The organism is Kribbella sp. DT2, assembly GCF_049844575.1.
Lineage (GTDB): Bacteria > Actinomycetota > Actinomycetes > Propionibacteriales > Kribbellaceae > Kribbella.
The window spans coordinates 971,021-988,461 of sequence record NZ_JBNCLH010000001.1; the positions used below are offsets into that span (position 1 = coordinate 971,021).

Annotated in this window: 13 protein-coding genes; 8 read left to right on the plus strand and 5 right to left on the minus strand. The window is 69.9% G+C overall.

What is annotated here, in order from left to right:
* Window positions 1-35: 35 nt before the first annotated feature.
* A complete protein-coding gene (locus ACLQ2O_RS04665; RefSeq protein ID WP_425827517.1) occupies window positions 36-515 on the minus strand; it encodes a GNAT family N-acetyltransferase in 480 nt (159 codons plus the stop codon).
* 228 nt (window positions 516-743) lie between these two features.
* On the opposite strand from ACLQ2O_RS04665, the gene dnaK reads away from it, so the two are divergent.
* From dnaK to ACLQ2O_RS04690, 5 genes are all read left to right on the plus strand, one after another.
* Window positions 744-2,618, plus strand: coding sequence for a molecular chaperone DnaK (gene dnaK / locus ACLQ2O_RS04670; RefSeq protein WP_425829065.1), 1,875 nt, complete (start codon window positions 744-746; stop codon window positions 2,616-2,618).
* Entirely contained in the window at window positions 2,615-3,334 is a 720-nt protein-coding gene (gene grpE, locus ACLQ2O_RS04675; protein WP_425827519.1) for a nucleotide exchange factor GrpE, read from the plus strand. Before dnaK ends, grpE begins: the two co-directional genes overlap by 4 nt.
* 21 nt (window positions 3,335-3,355) lie before the next feature.
* Window positions 3,356-4,534: a molecular chaperone DnaJ gene (gene dnaJ, locus ACLQ2O_RS04680; protein ID WP_425827521.1), complete on the plus strand. Its 1,179-nt coding sequence runs from the start codon at window positions 3,356-3,358 to the stop codon at window positions 4,532-4,534.
* Entirely contained in the window at window positions 4,534-5,004 is a 471-nt protein-coding gene (locus ACLQ2O_RS04685; RefSeq protein ID WP_425827523.1) for a heat shock protein transcriptional repressor HspR, read from the plus strand. Before dnaJ ends, ACLQ2O_RS04685 begins: the two co-directional genes overlap by 1 nt.
* Window positions 5,005-5,117: 113 nt before the next feature.
* Entirely contained in the window at window positions 5,118-5,657 is a 540-nt protein-coding gene (locus ACLQ2O_RS04690; RefSeq protein ID WP_425827525.1) for a GNAT family N-acetyltransferase, read from the plus strand.
* On the opposite strand, the gene ACLQ2O_RS04695 is transcribed toward ACLQ2O_RS04690, so the two are convergent.
* The gene (locus ACLQ2O_RS04695) at window positions 5,621-6,775 is read right to left on the minus strand and encodes a glycosyltransferase 87 family protein (RefSeq protein ID WP_425827527.1); all 1,155 of its coding nucleotides are present in this window, start codon (window positions 6,773-6,775) and stop codon (window positions 5,621-5,623) included. The genes ACLQ2O_RS04690 and ACLQ2O_RS04695 overlap by 37 nt on opposite strands.
* Window positions 6,765-7,976 (minus strand): glycosyltransferase 87 family protein, encoded by a 1,212-nt coding sequence (locus tag ACLQ2O_RS04700; protein ID WP_425827529.1) that lies wholly within the window; start codon window positions 7,974-7,976, stop codon window positions 6,765-6,767. Before ACLQ2O_RS04700 ends, ACLQ2O_RS04695 begins: the two co-directional genes overlap by 11 nt.
* Before the next feature lie 142 nt (window positions 7,977-8,118).
* On the opposite strand from ACLQ2O_RS04700, the gene ACLQ2O_RS04705 reads away from it, so the two are divergent.
* From ACLQ2O_RS04705 to ACLQ2O_RS04715, 3 genes are read left to right on the plus strand one after another with little or no spacing between them, the layout of a single operon-like run.
* Window positions 8,119-9,897: a sensor histidine kinase gene (locus ACLQ2O_RS04705; RefSeq protein ID WP_425827531.1), complete on the plus strand. Its 1,779-nt coding sequence runs from the start codon at window positions 8,119-8,121 to the stop codon at window positions 9,895-9,897.
* Entirely contained in the window at window positions 9,870-11,783 is a 1,914-nt protein-coding gene (locus ACLQ2O_RS04710) for a sensor histidine kinase (RefSeq protein WP_425827533.1), read from the plus strand. The genes ACLQ2O_RS04705 and ACLQ2O_RS04710 overlap by 28 nt, the downstream gene beginning before the upstream one ends.
* Window positions 11,780-12,457 (plus strand): response regulator transcription factor, encoded by a 678-nt coding sequence (locus tag ACLQ2O_RS04715; RefSeq protein WP_425827535.1) that lies wholly within the window; start codon window positions 11,780-11,782, stop codon window positions 12,455-12,457. Before ACLQ2O_RS04710 ends, ACLQ2O_RS04715 begins: the two co-directional genes overlap by 4 nt.
* On the opposite strand, the gene ACLQ2O_RS04720 is transcribed toward ACLQ2O_RS04715, so the two are convergent.
* Both ACLQ2O_RS04720 and ACLQ2O_RS04725 read right to left on the minus strand, forming a co-directional pair.
* A complete protein-coding gene (locus tag ACLQ2O_RS04720; protein WP_425827537.1) occupies window positions 12,439-16,077 on the minus strand; it encodes a S8 family serine peptidase in 3,639 nt (1,212 codons plus the stop codon). The genes ACLQ2O_RS04715 and ACLQ2O_RS04720 overlap by 19 nt on opposite strands.
* 234 nt (window positions 16,078-16,311) lie before the next feature.
* On the minus strand, window positions 16,312-17,256 hold the full coding sequence (locus ACLQ2O_RS04725) for an amidase family protein (protein ID WP_425829067.1): 945 nt from the start codon (window positions 17,254-17,256) through the stop codon (window positions 16,312-16,314).
* Window positions 17,257-17,441: the final 185 nt, after the last annotated feature.

Here is a 17,441-nt window from a genome sequence, read left to right on the forward strand (position 1 = left end):
TGCACCACGAGCTCCCGGTCCGTGCACTGCTCGCTCTAGACCAACTCTTTGGACAGCATGGCGCTGGTGGTGCCGTCGGGGCGCTGGAGCTTGCCGACCTCGACGAAGCCGCGGGCGGCGTGCAGGGCCAGGGACGGGATGTCGGGCGGGTCGGACTGGACGCGGCAGACCAGGCGGTCGAAGGGGCGGGCGGCGCGTTCGACGGCCTTGTAGACGGAGGTGGCGATGCCCTGGCGGCGGTACGGCTCGGCGATCACCAAGCGGTCCAGGTAGAGGTAGCGGTCGGCGTAGGTCTCGGCGAACCACTGGAAGTCCAGGCCGTCGTACGCGGATCCGGGGGCGAAGGTGAGGACGAAGCCGGCGACGTCGCCGTCCACGTCGACGACGGCTGCGTGGGCGGCGATCAGGCGGAGCCAGTCCAGCCGGTCGGGACCGAGTTTGTCGAGGTGGGACTCGGCGGCGTTGAAGGCGAGCACGGTGGACTCGTCAGCGGTGGACAGTGGGCGGAGTTTCACCTGGTCAGCCTCCCACGGCAAGCGCTTGCGGCGGCAGGGGTCGGATCAGGGCCGGACGGGGGTGATCCCGGAAATTCCGGGGCCGGGGTTGGGAATGGACCGGCGGTGGTGCAATGTTGAGCCAGGTGTACTCAAGTCTGCCGGATCGGATCCGGGGGCAACTTGAAATACCGATCCTGGATCGGCAACATTGAGTCTGCATCACTCAACTTCGTGGAGGTAACGCACATGGCCCGCGCGGTCGGTATCGATCTCGGTACGACGAACTCCGTCATCGCCGTACTGGAAGGTGGCGAGCCCACCGTCATCCCCAACGCCGAGGGAGCGCGTACGACGCCCTCGGTGGTCGCCTTCGCCAAGAACGGCGAGGTCCTGGTCGGCGAGGTGGCCAAGCGCCAGGCCACCACGAACGTCGACCGCACCATCCGGTCCGTCAAGCGCCACATGGGCGAGGACTGGAACGTGAGCATCGACGGCAAGAAGTTCACGCCGCAGCAGATCAGCGCGTTCGTGCTGCAGAAGCTGAAGCGGGACGCCGAGGCGTACCTCGGGGAGCAGGTCACCGACGCGGTCATCACCGTGCCGGCCTACTTCTCCGACGCGCAGCGCCAGGCGACCAAGGAGGCCGGCGAGATCGCCGGCCTGAACGTGCACCGGATCGTCAACGAGCCCACCGCGGCGGCGCTGGCGTACGGCCTGGACAAGGGCACCGAGCAGACCATCCTGGTCTTCGACCTCGGTGGCGGCACCTTCGACGTGTCGCTGCTGGAGATCGGTGACGGCGTCTTCGAGGTGAAGGCCACCTCCGGTGACAACCACCTCGGTGGTGACGACTGGGACCTGCGCATCGTCGAGTGGCTGGTCAAGCAGTTCAAGAACAAGAACGGCACCGACCTGTCCGGTGACAAGATGGCCATGCAGCGGCTGCAGGAGGCCGCGGAGAAGGCCAAGATCGAGCTCTCCAGCGCCGCCGAGACCTCCATCCACCTGCCGTACCTGAGCCTCACCGACTCCGGCCCGCTGCACCTGGAGGAGAAGCTCTCCCGCGCCGAGTTCCAGAAGCTCACCAACGACCTGCTCGAGCGCGCCCGCTCGCCGTTCAAGGCCGTCATCAAGGACGCCGGCGTCGACGTGTCGAAGATCGACCACGTCATCCTCGTCGGTGGTTCGACCCGGATGCCCGCGGTCGCCGAGCTCGTCAAGGAGCTGACCGGCGGCAAGGACCCGAACAAGGGTGTGAACCCGGACGAGGTCGTCGCCGTCGGAGCCTCCCTGCAGGCCGGTGTGCTGAAGGGTGAGGTCAAGGACGTCCTGCTGCTCGACGTGACCCCGCTGAGCCTGGGCATCGAGACCAAGGGTGGCGTGTTCACCAAGATCATCGAGCGCAACACCACGATCCCGACCAAGGGCTCGGAGATCTTCACCACCGCCGAGGACAACCAGCCGTCGGTGATGATCCAGGTCTACCAGGGCGAGCGCGAGATGGCCCGCGACAACAAGTCGCTCGGCAACTTCGAGCTGACCGGCCTGCCGCCGTCGCCGCGCAACGTGCCGCAGATCGAGGTCACCTTCGACATCGACGCCAACGGCATCGTGCACGTCAACGCCAAGGACCTGGCCACCGGCAAGGAGCAGCGGATGACGGTGACCGGTGGCTCCGCGCTGCCGAAGACCGACATCGACCAGATGGTCCGCGACGCCGAGCAGTACGCCGAGGAGGACCGGCTGCGCCGCGAGGCCGTCGAGTCGCGCAACCAGTCCGAGGGCCTGGTCTACCAGACCGAGAAGTTCCTCGAGGAGAACGAGGACAAGATCCCCGACGACGTCAAGACCGAGGTCAAGGACGGCGTCGCGGAGCTGAAGAAGGCGCTCGAGGGTGACGACGCCGAGGCGATCAAGACCGCCTCGGAGAAGCTGTCCCAGTCCAGCCAGAAGATGGGTGCCGCGATGTACGCGAACGCCCAGGCGGCCGGCGGTTCCGAGGAGAGCACCTCGTCCGACGACAGCTCGACCGGCAGCACCAACGACGACGACGGTGTCGTCGACGCCGAGATCGTGGACGAGGACCGCCCGCAGGACACCAAGCCTGAGGACACCAAGTGACCGATCGTCCGTCCGACCCTGGAAGCGAGTTCGGCGACGGCGACCCCGTCGTCCGGGACAAGCGCCGGATCGACCCGGAGACCGGCAACCTGCGGGAGCCCGGCGAGCCTGTCTCGTCGGCCCCCGCGGGGGGCGCCGCGCCGGGCATGCCCGGTACGCCGGGCGCCCAGCCGCCGCGCGACCCGTCCGACCTGATCGGCCCGTCGGCCCAGGAGGCCCTGCTGACCGAGGCGCTCGCCGAGCGTACGGCGGACCTGCAGCGCCTGCAGGCCGAGTACGTGAACTACAAGCGCCGCGTCGACCGGGACCGCGAGGCCAACCGTGAGGTCGTCATCGGCTCGGTGCTGACCGAGCTGCTGCAGACCCTCGACGACGTCGGCCGGGCCCGGGAGGCCGGTGAGCTGGAGGGCGCGTTCAAGGCGGTCGCCGAGTCGCTCGAGCGGGTCACCGAGAAGCTCGGACTGGTGAGGTACGGCGAGGTGGGTGACACCTTCGACCCGCGGATCCACGAGGCGCTGCTGCACAACTACTCCGACGAGGTCGACGGACCGACCGCGACGCTGGTCATGCAGCCGGGTTACCGGCTGGGCGAGCGGATCCTGCGGGCGGCCCGGGTGGCGGTGTCGGAACCGACCGAGCAGCTGCCGGCCGGCGAGGAGTCCGGGGCTGAAGGCGACGATGACGACAACCAGGCCGCAGACAAGCCTGCGGAGTAGCTGGCGGGAGGTGGGACGTCGATGAGTACCAAGGACTGGCTGGAGAAGGACTTCTACAAGGTGCTCGGCGTCTCCAAGACCGCCGAGGCCGACGAGATCAAGAAGTCGTACCGCAAGCTGGCGCGCAAGTACCACCCGGACTCCAACGCCGGGGACGCGTCCGCGGAGGCGAAGTTCAAGGAGGTCTCCGAGGCCTACGACGTGGTCGGCGACGCCAAGAAGCGCAAGGAGTACGACGAGGCGCGGCGGCTGTTCGGCAGCGGTGGTTTCCGGATGCCGGGCAGCGGCGGGGCGCAGGGCGGCGGCTTCGGCGGCTTCGACGTCAACGACCTGTTCAACCGCGGCGGTGCCACCACCGGTACGGCGACCGGCGGGCTCGGCGACATCCTGGGCGGCATGTTCGGCGGTGGTGGCCGGACGACGACCACCACCCCGGCGCGGCCGCGCCGGGGCGCCGACATCGAGACCGAGGCGACGATCGAGTTCGGCGAGGCCGTGAACGGCGTCACCGTCGCGCTCCGGATGACCAGCGACGAACCGTGCAAGACCTGTCGCGGGACCGGCGCGAAGTACGGCACCGTGCCGAAGGTCTGCCTCAAGTGCGAAGGCACCGGCATGCAGACCTCGGTCCAGGGTGGCGTGTTCGCGATGACCGAGCCCTGCACCGAGTGCAAGGGCCGCGGTCTGGTCGTCGACCAGCCGTGCGAGACCTGCCACGGCTCCGGCCGCGGCCAGTCGAGCAAGACCATGCAGGTCCGCATCCCCGCGGGCGTGCAGGACGGGCAGCGGATCCGGCTCAAGGGCAAGGGCGCGGCCGGCGAACGGGGTGGCCCCGCGGGCGACCTCTACGTCACCGTGCACGTCACCCCGCACCGGATCTTCGGCCGCCAGGGTGAGCACCTGACCCTCGCGGTGCCGGTCAGCTTCACCGAGGCCGCGCTGGGCGCCGAGATCAAGGTCCCGACGCTCGACGGTCTGCCGGTGACGGTCCGGATCCCGGCCGGTACGGCGAACGGCAGCAAGTTGCGGGTCCGCGGCAAGGGTTCGGCGCGCCGCGACGGGACCAAGGGCGACCTGCTGCTGACGATGGAGGTGCAGGTGCCGCACGACCTGACCGACGAGCAGCGCGAGAAGCTGCAGGAGTTCAGCTCGGCGTCGGGCCAGCCTGATCTGCGGGCCGGGTTGTTCGGGAGCGCCTGATGGCCCCGGGAGCGAGGAACCGCCCGTTCGGCCAGGTGCCGACCTGGGACGACCGCACCCCGATCTACGTGATCTCGGTGGCGGCCCAGCTGGCCGGCATGCACCCGCAGACCCTGCGGCAGTACGACCGTCTGGGCCTGGTGGTCCCGAGCCGCGCGAGCGGCCGGGGCCGCCGGTACTCGGCGTACGACGTGGCCAGACTGCGGTACGTGCAGCACCTGTCGCAGGAGGAAGGCGTGAACCTCGCCGGAATCCAGCACATCCTCGAGCTGCAGTCCGAGGTCGAGGGGCTGCGCCACCGGGTGAACCAGCTCCTCGCCGAGGTGCAGCGTGGGGTCGGCGTCTCCCGCCGGAGCACGGCCAGCCGGGTCTTCTCGGCCGGTCCCGCGGGTGACGTGATCGCGATGGGCCGGCAGCAGACCACCACGCGGTGGATCCGCACCGAGCCGTTGGAGATCGGCCCCCGGTAGACAGCTGTCGACGGAAGCCCGGCGCGAGGTCGCGCCGGGCTTCTGCGCGTTCGAGCGCGAGTTGTTCACGTTTCGGGGCTTGCTGTGGCGGCCAGGCCGATTACCTTGGAGAGGTGACGGTGACTCTGGAGACTGAGCGGCTGTTGATTCGGGACTGGGTCGAGGGGGACGCGGGGGCCGCGCTCGAGATCTACGGGGCGGCGGACGTCGCGCAGTGGCTGTCGCCGGCGATCGAGCGGGTGGCGGACGAGGCGACGATGCGGATGGTGCTGGGCGCCTGGATCGAGGCGCAGCCCAACTTCGTGGTGCCGGCCGGCCGGTGGGCCGTCGTGCGCAAGGAGGACGACGAGGTCGTCGGCGGGCTGCTGATCCGGCTGCTGCCGCCGTACGAGGAGGACCTGGAGATCGGCTGGCAGCTGCGGCCGGCCGCGTGGGGGAACGGGTTCGCGAGCGAGGCGAGCCGGGCGCTGATGAAGTGGGCCTTCGACGACGCGGACACCGACGAGCTGTACGCGGTCGCGCGGCCGAACAACAAGCGGGCCGTCGCGACCGCGAAGCGGCTCGGCATGGAGTGGGTCGGGGAGACCGACAAGTACTACGACCTCAACCTGCAGGTCTACCGGATGAGGGCGGCCGACTTCCTCTCCTCCTGAGCCGGTACGACGCTCTGCCGGACCAGGCTCTGCCAGACCAGGAGGGCGACACCTACGAGCACGTACGCCGACCCGACGACGTGCTCGAGCAGCGACCAGTCGCGCCCTTCCGGCGGCAGGTACGTGTGCGGGCCGACCACGAAGACCAGCGCCGTTGCCCACAGCAAGCGGCGCTTGGTCAGCAGCACCAGCACAGCCGGAGCGATCCACACCCAGTGGTGCGACCAGCTGACCGGTGAGGCGAGCAGGCCCCAGACGGCGACGACCAGCAGCGCGGTGACGTCGTCGCCTGCCGCTCTCCGGCGCCAAGCGGCCAGCCAGGTCAGGGCGCCGCTGGCAGCCACCAGCGCGAGCCAGACGACGGTCCGCGCGAGGCCCTCGTCCATGACCCGTGCCAGCACGGCCTGGAAGCACTGGTTGAAGGCGTACGTCGCCCCGCCGATCCGGTCCGGGTCGAAGAGCACGCCGAACCAGTAGTCCCGCGAGTCGCCCGGTGCGAGGCACCAGGCGAACAGGCTGAACCCGGCGAAGCTCACCGCGGACACGATCGCGGAGCGGTAGTCCCGTCGTACCAGGAAGAAGATCACGAACACGGCCGGTGTCAGCTTGATCGCCGCGGCCAGACCGATCAGGAGACCGCGTGGCCACCGGGTGCGCGGCAGCAGGCAGTCCAGCGCGACCAGGCCCATCAGGACCAGGTTGACCTGGCCGAAGCCGATTGTGGAGCGCACCGGCTCCAGCGCCATCGCGGTCAACGCACCCACAAGGCCGATGACCACCGCACGCCGGTTCCAGCCGTGCAGCCGGGCACTGACCACCAGGAGGGTGGCGGTGAGCCCGGCGACGCTGGCCGCGTTCATCACCAGCTCGGCGACGGTGAACGGTACGGCGTACAGGTAGGTGAAGAGGATCGCGGCGAGCGGGGGATAGGTGAACGGCAGCCGGATGCCCGGGACGAGGTCGGCGAACTGCTCGGAGTAGAGGCTGACTCCGTGCAGCCAGGCGTAGCCACCGGTCCGGTAGACCTTCAGGTCGAGCGAACCGGCGTACAGGGTGTAGAGGACGGGCAGCAGGGCGACCAGCCCGGCCAGGACGAGGACGCGGCGGTCACGCAGCACGGCGGCGCATCCCGTAGAGGGCCAGACCGATCGTGGCGACCGCACAGACCGCGTAGGAGTTGCCGGCCAGCAGCTGGAGACCGTGGTGGGTGTACTCCTGGTCGCCCAGGTGTGGCACGTCCCACGGCAGACCGAAGCCTGTCGAGACCAGCCAGGCGAGTGCCAGCCCGGCCAGCACCGCACTCCGAGCTCGCAGCGCGTGATGCACCAGTACGGCGGTGATCGGCAGCGCCCAGACCCAGTGACCGGTCCAGGAGATCGGGGACACCAGCACACCGACCAGGGAGGTCAGCAGCACCGACTCGATCACCAGTCCCTGCTCGTAGGCCCATCTGACGACGAAGAAGCCCAGCGCCAGCGTGATCGCGACCGCCAGCAGCCAGTACGGCGCGAGGCCGTCGACCCCGCCGTTGACCCGGGCAAGCACCCCACGCCACGCCTGGTTGCTGATGAAGTGCGTCGCGCCCGGCCGGCTCGGGTCGAACATGTAGTGGCCCCAGAACTGCCGCGACGCCTCCGGCATCGCGATCGCCCCGGCCACCATCGTGCCGATCGTCGCCGCGGCCGCCGTGCCTGCTTCGCGGTAGCGACGGGTGACGAGCAGGTAGACGATGAAGATGCCCGGCGTCAGCTTGATCCCGGTCACCACGCCGACCAGGACACCGCGGAACCGGTACGGCAGGTGGCCGAGCAGGTCGACCAGGAGCAGCGCCATGAGGATCAGGTTCACCTGGCCGAGGTCGAACGTCGACCGGACCGGTTCCAGCAGCACACCGGTGGCGCCGACCGCCATGCCGATCGCGGCGACGCGGTAGCGCGACCACCGCGGCCGGAGCGCGCGCAGCGTGACCATGCCGATGACCAGCAGGGCCGACGCGTTCACCAGCGACATCAGCACGCGGCCGCCCGACGTACCGAGCAGTGCGATCGGTGCGAAGACCAGTGCGGCGAACGGCGGGTAGGTGAAGCCGAGGGCCATGTCCTTCGGGTAGGCCAGGTGGGCGGTGTAGATGTCCTGGCCGTGCAGGAACGCCTGGGCCGACACGACGTACACGCGCAGGTCGTACTGGAGCGAGTTCGGCGACCACTTCACGAGGCAGAGCCCCAGGAAAACGATGCCGGCGGCAACCAGGAGGAGGACCGGGCGACGGGTGAGGACGGCGGAGCGGCCGACAGGACGAACGGGGGGACTGATGGTCATGCTGAGAGCCTCGCCGTGCGACCCCCTCGCCCACATCGCCGCGAAGAGCCAGCTCCGGTCGCCGGTTGGAGTGATCCGCCACGCCGACGGATCACTCCAAAGAGTGACGGCCTGGGACCCCGGCCGCCCGCAGAATGGCATCGTGACCGCAGACCTGACGACCGAGCCGCTGGGCCGACTCGTGGTCCGGCGTCCCTTCCTGCTGGAAGGCTTGCTGGCAGTTGTCTGCACCGTCGCCGTCGGCGGCTACTACCTGTGGATCAACCCGTTCTGGAACACCTACTACTTTCCGTCGTCGTCCTGGGTCCAGCTGGTCATCCTGTCGCCGCTCTCGCTGGTCCTGCTCCGCCGCTTCCCCGAGGTGCCCTCCGTGGTGCTGATGGTGGCGGCCACGATCGCGATGCCGACCACGCTGGAGCCCTTCCCGGTGCTGGGCTGCGCCGCGCTCGCCATGTTCTTCCTGGGACTCGAGCGTTCGCCGGCGCGGGCCGCACTGACCGCACTCGTCGTCCTGGTGATTCCGACCGTGCAGTACGAGCTGGACGTCCCGTCGTTCCGCACCGAGATCTATCTGCGGCTCGGGAGCCCCACAGCCTGGTCGTCGATGGTGATCGTCCTCGGTGTGCTGGCGCTGTGTACGGCGGCCGGTGGACTCGTGCGCAGCAGGCGCGGCGTACCCGCTGCCGTGGGCAACAAGCTCCTGCGCTTCCTCGACGACCCGGCCGTCCGGACGTGGGTGGACGGGGTCCTGGCCGTCTGCCTGGTCGTTGCGATGATCCGCGAGTTGCAGGTCGACCCGCCCGGTGGCGACTGGGCCTACACCCAGCAATGGGTTCTCCTGCTGGTCACCGCTGCCCCGGCGTCCCTGGCACTGCGCCGGAGAGTGCCGGAGATCCCCCTGGTGGTCCTGGCGGTCACCTGCCTTATCGTCTACCCGCTGGCCCAGACGCAGTGGGTTCTGCTCTCCGCCCTGGTCGTGGCGCTGTACTCCATCGGGGTCCAGCGCGCCTGGTGGAAGTCAGCTCTGTACGCCGGTGCGACGCTGGTCGCGCTCCGCGTGGTCAGCTGGCTGACTCACGACGGCCCGCTGGTGCGCCTGGTGGTGGACGATCTGTACTCGGGGATCGGCGACGGGCGCCGGACCGAGCTGTTGCAACGGATCTGGCCCGTTTGGCTCTCGGCCTCGCTGGCGCTCGCCTGGGCGATCGGTCTGCTCGCCCAACTCGGCCTGCAGAACCGCCAGGCCGCCCGGCGCGAGGCGGCGCTGGTCCAGAAGAACCAGGAGCAGGAGCAGCTCCAGGTCCTGCTCGAAGGGCGTTCGCAGATCGCCCGGGACCTGCACGACGTGGTGGCGCACCACGTGAACCTGATCGTCATTCAGGCCGAGACCGGCCCGGACCTGATGGAGCGGGACCGCGACGACGTCCTGCAGGGGTTCCAGCGGATCGGTGACGCCGGCCGGAAGGCGCTCGGCGAGCTGGACCGGATGCTGTCCGCCCTGCGCGACGCCAACGGCGTGCCCGACCCGGCGCTGACCCCGCAGCCTGGCCTGGCCGACCTGCGGGCCCTGGTCGACGGCTTGTCGGACGTGACCCTCGAGCTGCGTGGACAGTCGGACGAGGTGCCGGCCGGCGTGCAGCTCACGGCGTACAGGCTGGTGCAGGAGGCCCTGACCAACGTGGTGAAGCACGCACAGGCCAGTCGCGTCGCTGTGGCCGTCGAGGTGGCGCCGGACGGCCTGACCACGCGGGTCACCGACGACGGGCAGGGCTTCGACCCGGCGACCACACCGGACGGGCGGCACGGCCTGACCGGGATGCGCGAGCGAGTGCGCGTCCACGAGGGCACGCTGGACGTGCAGTCCCGGCCCGGTCACGGCACGCGGATCAGCGCGTGGCTGCCGCTGGAGCTGGGCCGATGATCGGGCGGGTGCGTGGCTGGTTCGCCGATCCGGCCGCTGACGTCGTACTGGCTGTGCTGGCGGTCGTGCTGACCCAGGTGTGGTTCCTGCGGGCCACCGACGACTGGATCTACGCCCGGCTCGGCTTCGTGCTGTTCGTGGTGGCGGTGCCGGTGCTCGTCGCGCTGGTCCGGATCGAGCCGATGCTCGCCGCGGCGGGGCTGACCGCCGGTGCGTTCGGGTCCCTGCTGATCGGCAACGTCAACTGGGTCGTGGTGGCCGGCTGCTGCCTGGCCCTGTGGTGGCTGCCCGCGCGCTGCGACCGGCGGACGGTCGTGATGACCGTCGCGGCGGTCACGGTGGCGCCGTTCGTGGTCGACCTGATCCGTCGGGACCTGGTCACGATCGCGATGCCGAGCGTCTACCGGGCCATCTACGACGACAACGGTGTGCTGAACGGCGAGCTGCTGGGGATCGGCCCGGACCGCATCGAACGGATCTACGACCTGTCCTGGCCGTGGTGGTACTCGGTGCTCTTCCTGCTCGTCGGTGCCGGCTCCTGGCTGTGGTGGTCGCGGCGCGGCGACCGGAGCGAGGTGAAGGCCGAGTGGCAGCGGCGGCAGGAGCTGGCGGTGTTCCTGCGCCGACCGGACCGGACACTGGTCCTGGACGCCTTGCTGGCGGTGGTGATGAGCTCGTTCATCCTGCAGGACTTGGTCCGCGACGTCGTCAAGGACGGCAACTGGTGGACCGCGCCCGGCTGGATGCCGTACGCCGTCGCGGCCTCGGCCCTCACACTCGTCGTACGACGCCGCCGGCCGGTGGTCCCGGTGGTCGTGCTCGCTCTGAGCGCCCTGCTGACGTACTGGCAGACCTGGGACAGCTGGTCGGTGCTGGGCGCTCTCGGCTTGGCCGTCTACTCGCTGGCGGGCGGCCGGCTCAAGCCGCGCTGGATCCTGCTGACCGCGACCGCTGTGCTCGGCGCCCTGCCGCTGATCGCCCAGGTGGTCCGCTACCCGCAGATGATCCTGATCTTCCCCCCGCTGGACAAGCAGCCGTTCACCTTCGGGGTCCCCGAGGACGGCATGCTGCACAACCCGGCCTACGAGGCTGTGGTGGACCGGAAGTGGCCGGTGTCCCTGTCGCTGCTTCTGCTGCTGCCACTGTCGCTGGGGTTCCTGGCCAGGCTGTACCGGCGCAACCGGGAGGCGTCGCAGCGGGAGGCCGCGCTGGAGCGCGTCGCGGCGGAGCAGGACGCGGCGCAGGTCGTCCTGACCGAGCGGTCGCACATCGCCAGGGACCTGCACGACGTGGTGGCGCACGCGGTGAACCTGATGGTGATCCAGGCCGAGACCGGCCCCGACCTGATCGCCCGGGGTGACCAGGACGTGCTGGCGGGATTCCAGCGGATCGGTGACGCCGGCCGGAGAGCTCTCGGTGAGCTGGACCGGATGCTGTCGGCGCTGCGCGACGCTGACGGCGTACCGGACCCGGAGCTGACCCCACAGCCCGGCCTGTCCGACCTGCGGCGGTTGGTGAAGGACGTGGCGCACGACGGGCTCACGGTCGAGCTGGACGTGCAAGGGGAGACCGAGCTGGTGCCGACCGGGCACCAGTTGGCGGCGTACCGGCTGGTGCAGGAGGCGTTGACCAATGTGGTGCGGCATGCGGAGGCGACGAAAGTAGTGGTGATGCTGGAGGTCAAGGCCGAGGAACTGCGCGTGGAGGTCAGCGACAACGGGCACGGGTTCGACCCGGAGGTGGCACGGACCGGCGGGCGCCACGGTCTGGCCGGGATGCGTGAGCGGGTCCGGATCCATCACGGGACGCTGACCATCGACGCGGCGCCGGGGCGTGGGACGACGGTCGCGGCCCGGATCCCCTTGGCTGCCGAGGTTTCCCGGTGATCAAGGTGATGGTGGTCGACGACCAGGACCTGGTCCGGGACGGGATCTCGATGATCCTCGACGGGCAGCCGGACATCGAGGTGGCTGCGCAGGCCGTCGACGGTGCCGACGCGATCCGGCAGGCGTCCGCGCTGCTGGACCTGCGGGTGGTGCTGATGGACGTCCGGATGCCGGTGATGGACGGGATCGAGGCGACCCGCCGGCTGGTCCAGGGCCCGAACCCGCCGAAGGTGCTGATCCTGACCACCTTCGACCTCGACGAGTACGTGTACGACGCGCTGCGCGCCGGGGCCAGCGGGTTCCTGCTCAAGCGGTCCTCACGCGACGAGCTGATCAACGCGGTCCGGGTGATCGCCGACGGCGACGCGCTGCTGGCGCCACCGGTGACCCGGCGGCTGCTGGACCGGTTCGCGCGCAGCCGGCCGGACCCCGACGAGTCCGGCCGGCTGGACGAGCTGACCGTGCGCGAGCGTGAGGTGCTGCGACTAGTTGCCGAGGGCAACTCAAACGCGGAGATCGCGGCCGCGCTGCACCTGACCGAGCACACGGTCAAGACGCACGTCAGCCGGATGCTGACCAAGACCGGGCTGCGAGACCGGGTGCAGGCGGTGATCCTCGCCTACGACACCGGCCTCGTCACGCCCCGGCCGCTCGATCAGCGGGCCAGCCCGTAGGCCCGGGTCACCTCCTGCTCGAGCGCGTTGCCGTCGGCGTCGGTCCCGGTGAGCTTCAGGGACGGCGCCTGGCCGGCCTTGCTGTTCGGGTGCGTGACCGTCGTGGTCCAGCGGCCGTCAGCGGTCTTCCTCAGCGGCAGCTCGGTCCACCGGCTGCCGTCGTACGAGAGTGACAGGGTGGCCTTGGTGAACTTCGCGGTGCTGCCCGAACCGCTCTGGTGTCGCAGGCCGAACGTGATGGTGGTCGGCCTCCCGGTGCGGACCTGACTCGCCGCATCGGCTTGCGGTACGTCGAGATCGGCCAGGACCAGCGGCATCACCTCGTCGGCGCCGCCCTTGCTCTTCCAGGTCCAGGTGGACTTCACCTGGGTGGAGTACTTCCAGTAGTCGTTCTCCCTGCGGGTGTCCAGCGTCGCCTTGTAGCTCGCGGCGTCGTCCGGGAGCTCCAGCCAGATCCCGGTGTCCTCGGCGGAGCCGACCTCCTCACCGTTGCGCTCCAGCGTGAGCAGGCTGCTGCCGTTGCCGTACGGCGCGGCGTACTCCTGCTGGTGCTGGAACGGGCTCACCTGGAACTGCAGCCCGCCCTCGACGAACTGCGTGTACTGCAGACCTTCCGGCAGCCCGCTGAGCAGTACCGGCGCCAGCCAGCGCTCAGTGGTCTGCCGGCCCGGACGGTAGACCGTGGGGACGCCGTGCGACTCCATCGTCTCGCCACCGTTGTTGTAGTAGACGCTGCTGTCCCAGCTGAGCCCGTGGTCGGCCTGAACGTAGGAGGCCCGCCGGCTCGGCGTCGCGAAGGTCGGCACCAGCCAGCCTCCGAACTGGTTGCCGCCCGGCGTCAGCGTGCTGCGCGCCTCTGACGTCGGCATGCCGTTGGTGTGGCTGCCGAACGTCTCGTCGACGTGGGCCAGCTGGCTCCGCGTGACGGTGTGGGTGCCGGCGGCCGGGACCTGGTTCGCCCACGGCTGCATGAGGTCGTAGACGTACGGCGTACTGGCCAGGCCGGTCAGCTGGATCGCTGCCGGCTTCGACTTCAGGAGTGCCTCGGCGATCGCCCGTGAGGTGCGCATGGCCGGGATGGTCGCGTCCCGGTCGTCGTACGCCCAGTAGCTGTAGATGCCGTTCATGCCGGGGACGTCCGGGTTGTAGAACAGGACCGCGGCCGCGCCGGCGTCCTCGGCGGCCCGGGTGATCTGACCGTTCCAGCGGGGGTCGGAGTCGCTCAGCCTGATCAGGGCCAGCTTGCCCTTCACGCCCTTCAGCTCGTCCGGGGTGGCCGTGCCCGCGTCGTACAGGGGGAGGGCCTTGGTGCCGGTGAAGCGCGGGCCGAAGTAGAAGTCGAGGACCTCGAACGCATTGCCGTTGGCCTTGGCCTGGTACGGCGCCCGCTCGAGCCGGGCGCCCAGGGCGAACTCGGAGCTGCCGGTGGTGAGCTTGGCCGTCGGTGTGGCGCTGGTCAGGCGGGCTGCGCCGGTCCAGGAGATGCCGGTGCCGCCGGTGATCAGGCCGTCGGTGTTCTTGAGGGTGTAGCCCATCGCCCGTTCTCTGGCGGGCAGTCCGGTGGCGCCCTGGGCGGTCAGGTCGATCGGCTTGGCTTTGCGGGCGTCGAGCGTGGTGCTGGTGTTCTTGTCCACGTGGAGCTCGTTGCTGGACAGGACGCTGTACTCCTGCTCGCGGCTGTCCGTGGGGTCGGTGGCGAGGACCGTCGAGACGACGTACCGGCCCGGTGCGAGCCGTGCGGTCGCCGTACCGTCGCTGAGCGGCAGGGTGTTGGCAGGCATGGGATCGCCGTCCAGACGGGCGATGTTGACGTCGGTCTGCGCCGCGCTGCCGTCCTTGGCGATGCCGTGGATAGTCAGGTCGTACATCTCGGGCTCGGCGTACCAGCCGTACGTCGTGACGATCGGGTCGGCTTGTGGGGCTGTGGCGGTGACGCGGCCGGAGTACTTGCCGACACCTGCTGCCGCACGGTCGAAGGTGGCCGTGACAGTCGCCGCGCCGTTGGCCGGTACGACGAGCTGACTGGTGCTGAACGTGGGAGTGGTCTCCGTGGATGCCTTGAGCTGGAGCGTCACGGGCTCGCTGGTCGGGTTGCTGTAGGTGAGGGGTTTGGTCAGCTGCTCGTTGGTGGGGAAGGGCCAGCGCAGCGTGCCGAGCTCCAGCTCACCGGTGTCGACGGTGACGGACCGGTCGGTCGCCTGGTCGGCGTCGACGCGTCCGGCGCCCTCCTCGTCGACCCTGCCCTGCTGGGGATCGGCGGTGGAGATCAGCTGGGCCTTGAGCCGGTCGGCCTTCCAGTCCGGGTGGGCCTGGGCGACCAGCGCGGCCGCACCGGCGACGTGCGGCGACGCCATCGACGTACCGGACAGTGCTGTGTAGTTGTCGTCCACCGGAGTGCCCAGCTCGGTGCCGGCCGCACGGGCCGCGACGATGTCGGTACCGGGTGCGGACAGCTCGGGCTTGATCGCGCCGTCACCGGCCCGCGGGCCACGGCAGGAGCTGTCGTTCAGCGAGCCGTCGCGCTGGAGGTTGCCGACCGCCAGCGCCTCGTCGGCCGCGCCGGGGGAGGTGATCGTGCCGGGCTGCGGGAAGAAACAGTTGCCCGCAGCAACGACGAACAAGGTGTTCTCGCTGAGGCGGTTGACGGCCTGGGAGAGATCGTCGGTGCCGTCGGACGGCTCCCGGCTGCCGAGGCTCATGTTGACCACGTCGGCGCCCTGAGCGGCCGCCCACTCCATCCCGGCGATGATGCCGGAGAAGCTGCCGGAACCGGTGTCGTCGAGGACCTTGCCGATCAGCAGGGTCGCGTCCGGGGCGACGCCCTTGTACTTGCCGCCGGAGGCTGCGCCGGTACCCGCCGCGATGCTGGCGACGTGGGTGCCGTGACCGTAGTGGTCGACGGTGTCGGTGGTCTCGGAGAAGTTCTGCTCCGCGGCGATCCGGCCGGTGAAGTCGGCGTGGTTCGGGTCGATGCCGGAGTCGAGCACGGCGATCTTGACGCCCTTGCCGGTCAGGCCGCGCTGCCAGGCGGCCGGTCCGCCGATCTGCGGCACGCTCTGGTCGAGCTGGACCTGCACCTTGCGGTCCAGGGAGACCTTCTGGACGCCTGGGGTGGTGACGGTGGTCCAGAAGTCCTTGGCGGCGCGCTTGTCGACCGTGGCGGCGCGGGCGCCGATGCTGGTCAGCACGCGGGACCTGATGACGCCCTTCAGGGCGGGCGGCGGCGCCTTCGGTGCGGCGTACCGGACGATGACCGGCAGGGTTGTGGACTTGGCGTCGTCCTGGCCCTCGGCCAGAAGCGTGGTGACGTCGAACAGGGCGCGGTCGAGCCGGCCCGCGGACACGTCCTTCCTGGCGGCTTCCGGTACGACGTACGTGTGCCCGTCGGTGTAGCTGGTGACGGCGGCGGTCGAGCGGCTGGTGGGTCCTGGTTCGAACGTGACCTTCTCCGGCTGACCGGGTCGGCTGGAGACCTGGACGCGATCGCCGGTGACCAGGGTGATCCGGGTCGTCAGGTCGGTGGGCTTCTTCGGGGGCGGTGGTGCTGCGTGGGCGGGGAGTGGCAGTGCGCTCGCAGTGAGCGCGACCGCCAGGACGGGGGTGATCCAGCGATGACGCAAGAGTCCTCCACAGGCAGAAAAGTGGTCACGCTGGAAGACGCTCTCCGCAGGCATCTTGGTTCTGTCGGGCCAAAGATTCGACTTCTGTCGCAAAACTGCCTGCCGGGCGCACACTCGGCAGTAGGAGGGGGACTGCAGGCTCGGGGCTCGACACGACAGGCCTTGCCCCCGGTCCGTACGTCGTACAGCTGACCTGCCCTGGCGAGACTTCGGTCCGTCTACTCCCACCTCTCCTCAGGGCCGAGCAAGTCGCACCGACGACCCCACTGCCGTGAGGAGATCCCCCTCGTGCCGATGCCGAGCAACCAGCTGCAGCCCCACCGGCAGTCCATCAGCCCCGAACCCAGCCGGCACGCTGATCGCCGGATGCCCACTCACGTTGAAGGCCCACGTCAACGCAACACTCATCACCTCGCCCGGCCCCTCGTGCCGATGCGGAGGGTTGGGCGTCGTCGGCGTGGCCACGAGATCGACCGCGGCGAACACGTCCCGCAGCCGCCGATCGTTCTCGGCACGGATCCCGGTGACGTCGGCGGTCGCCGTGGTGGCCCCGTCTTTCTCGCGGATCTTTGCCCTGGACCTGGCCCCGCCGGCCCGGCGCCGGAGCGAGGTCCAGGCCGGCTCGGGATCGAGCAGGACGACGTCCAACGGGATCTCGACGAGCTCGACGAGCCCGCCGGTCGCGGTCAGGCTGTCCAGCGCTGCTCGGGCGATCGATGCGATCTCCGGCTCGGTGTCAGCGAACCCGAGGTCAGCCGACCAGGACACCCTCAGCGGACGTGTGGTGGGAGTGGGTGCGGGCATCCCCTGGACAGCCAGCCAGACCCCGAGGTCCGCAACCGTACGAGCCAACACGCCACCGACACCGAGACCACTGCGATCCAAAGGCGGAACAGTGCCGTTCGTTGCCTTCAGCCCCAGCACTCCACACCAAGCCGCCGGAATCCTCACCGAGCCCGCGCCGTCGCTACCGGTCGCCAACGGCACCATCCCCGTAGCCACGGCAACCGCCGCCCCGGCCGACGACCCTCCAGGAACCACCCTGGGATCCCAAGGATTCACCGTCGGTCCACGCTCGGTCGACCCCCACGTCTGCCACCCGGTGCCCGGCCCAGGAACAGCCGTCATCCCAATCGGCACCGCCCCCGCCGAGACCAACCGCTCAACCTGCCTACCCATCCCCTTCACCGCGACCGGCACCCCAAGCAAAGGCCTCCGCGCTCCGGCTGTCACGCCCGTGCCTGCACTCACTCCCGCCCCGGCGTCCGCACAGCCGACCCGACCAGATCTTTGTTCCCGATCGATCACCCGGGCCGCGGCCCGAGCCTGCTCGTGCCAGACCTCCCGAAACGCCCGAACCTTCC

Bases quoted from the DNA above. Each gene is read 5' to 3' on its own strand.
- dnaK (WP_425829065.1), top strand. From the start codon at position 744: ATGGCCCGCGCGGTCGGTATCGATCTCGGTACGACGAACTCCGTCATC.
- dnaJ (WP_425827521.1), top strand. From the start codon at position 3,356: ATGAGTACCAAGGACTGGCTGGAGAAGGACTTCTACAAGGTGCTCGGC.
- ACLQ2O_RS04700 (WP_425827529.1), bottom strand. From the start codon at position 7,976: ATGACCATCAGTCCCCCCGTTCGTCCTGTCGGCCGCTCCGCCGTCCTC.
- ACLQ2O_RS04725 (WP_425829067.1), bottom strand. From the start codon at position 17,256: ATGGGTAGGCAGGTTGAGCGGTTGGTCTCGGCGGGGGCGGTGCCGATT.
- ACLQ2O_RS04685 (WP_425827523.1), top strand. From the start codon at position 4,534: ATGGCCCCGGGAGCGAGGAACCGCCCGTTCGGCCAGGTGCCGACCTGG.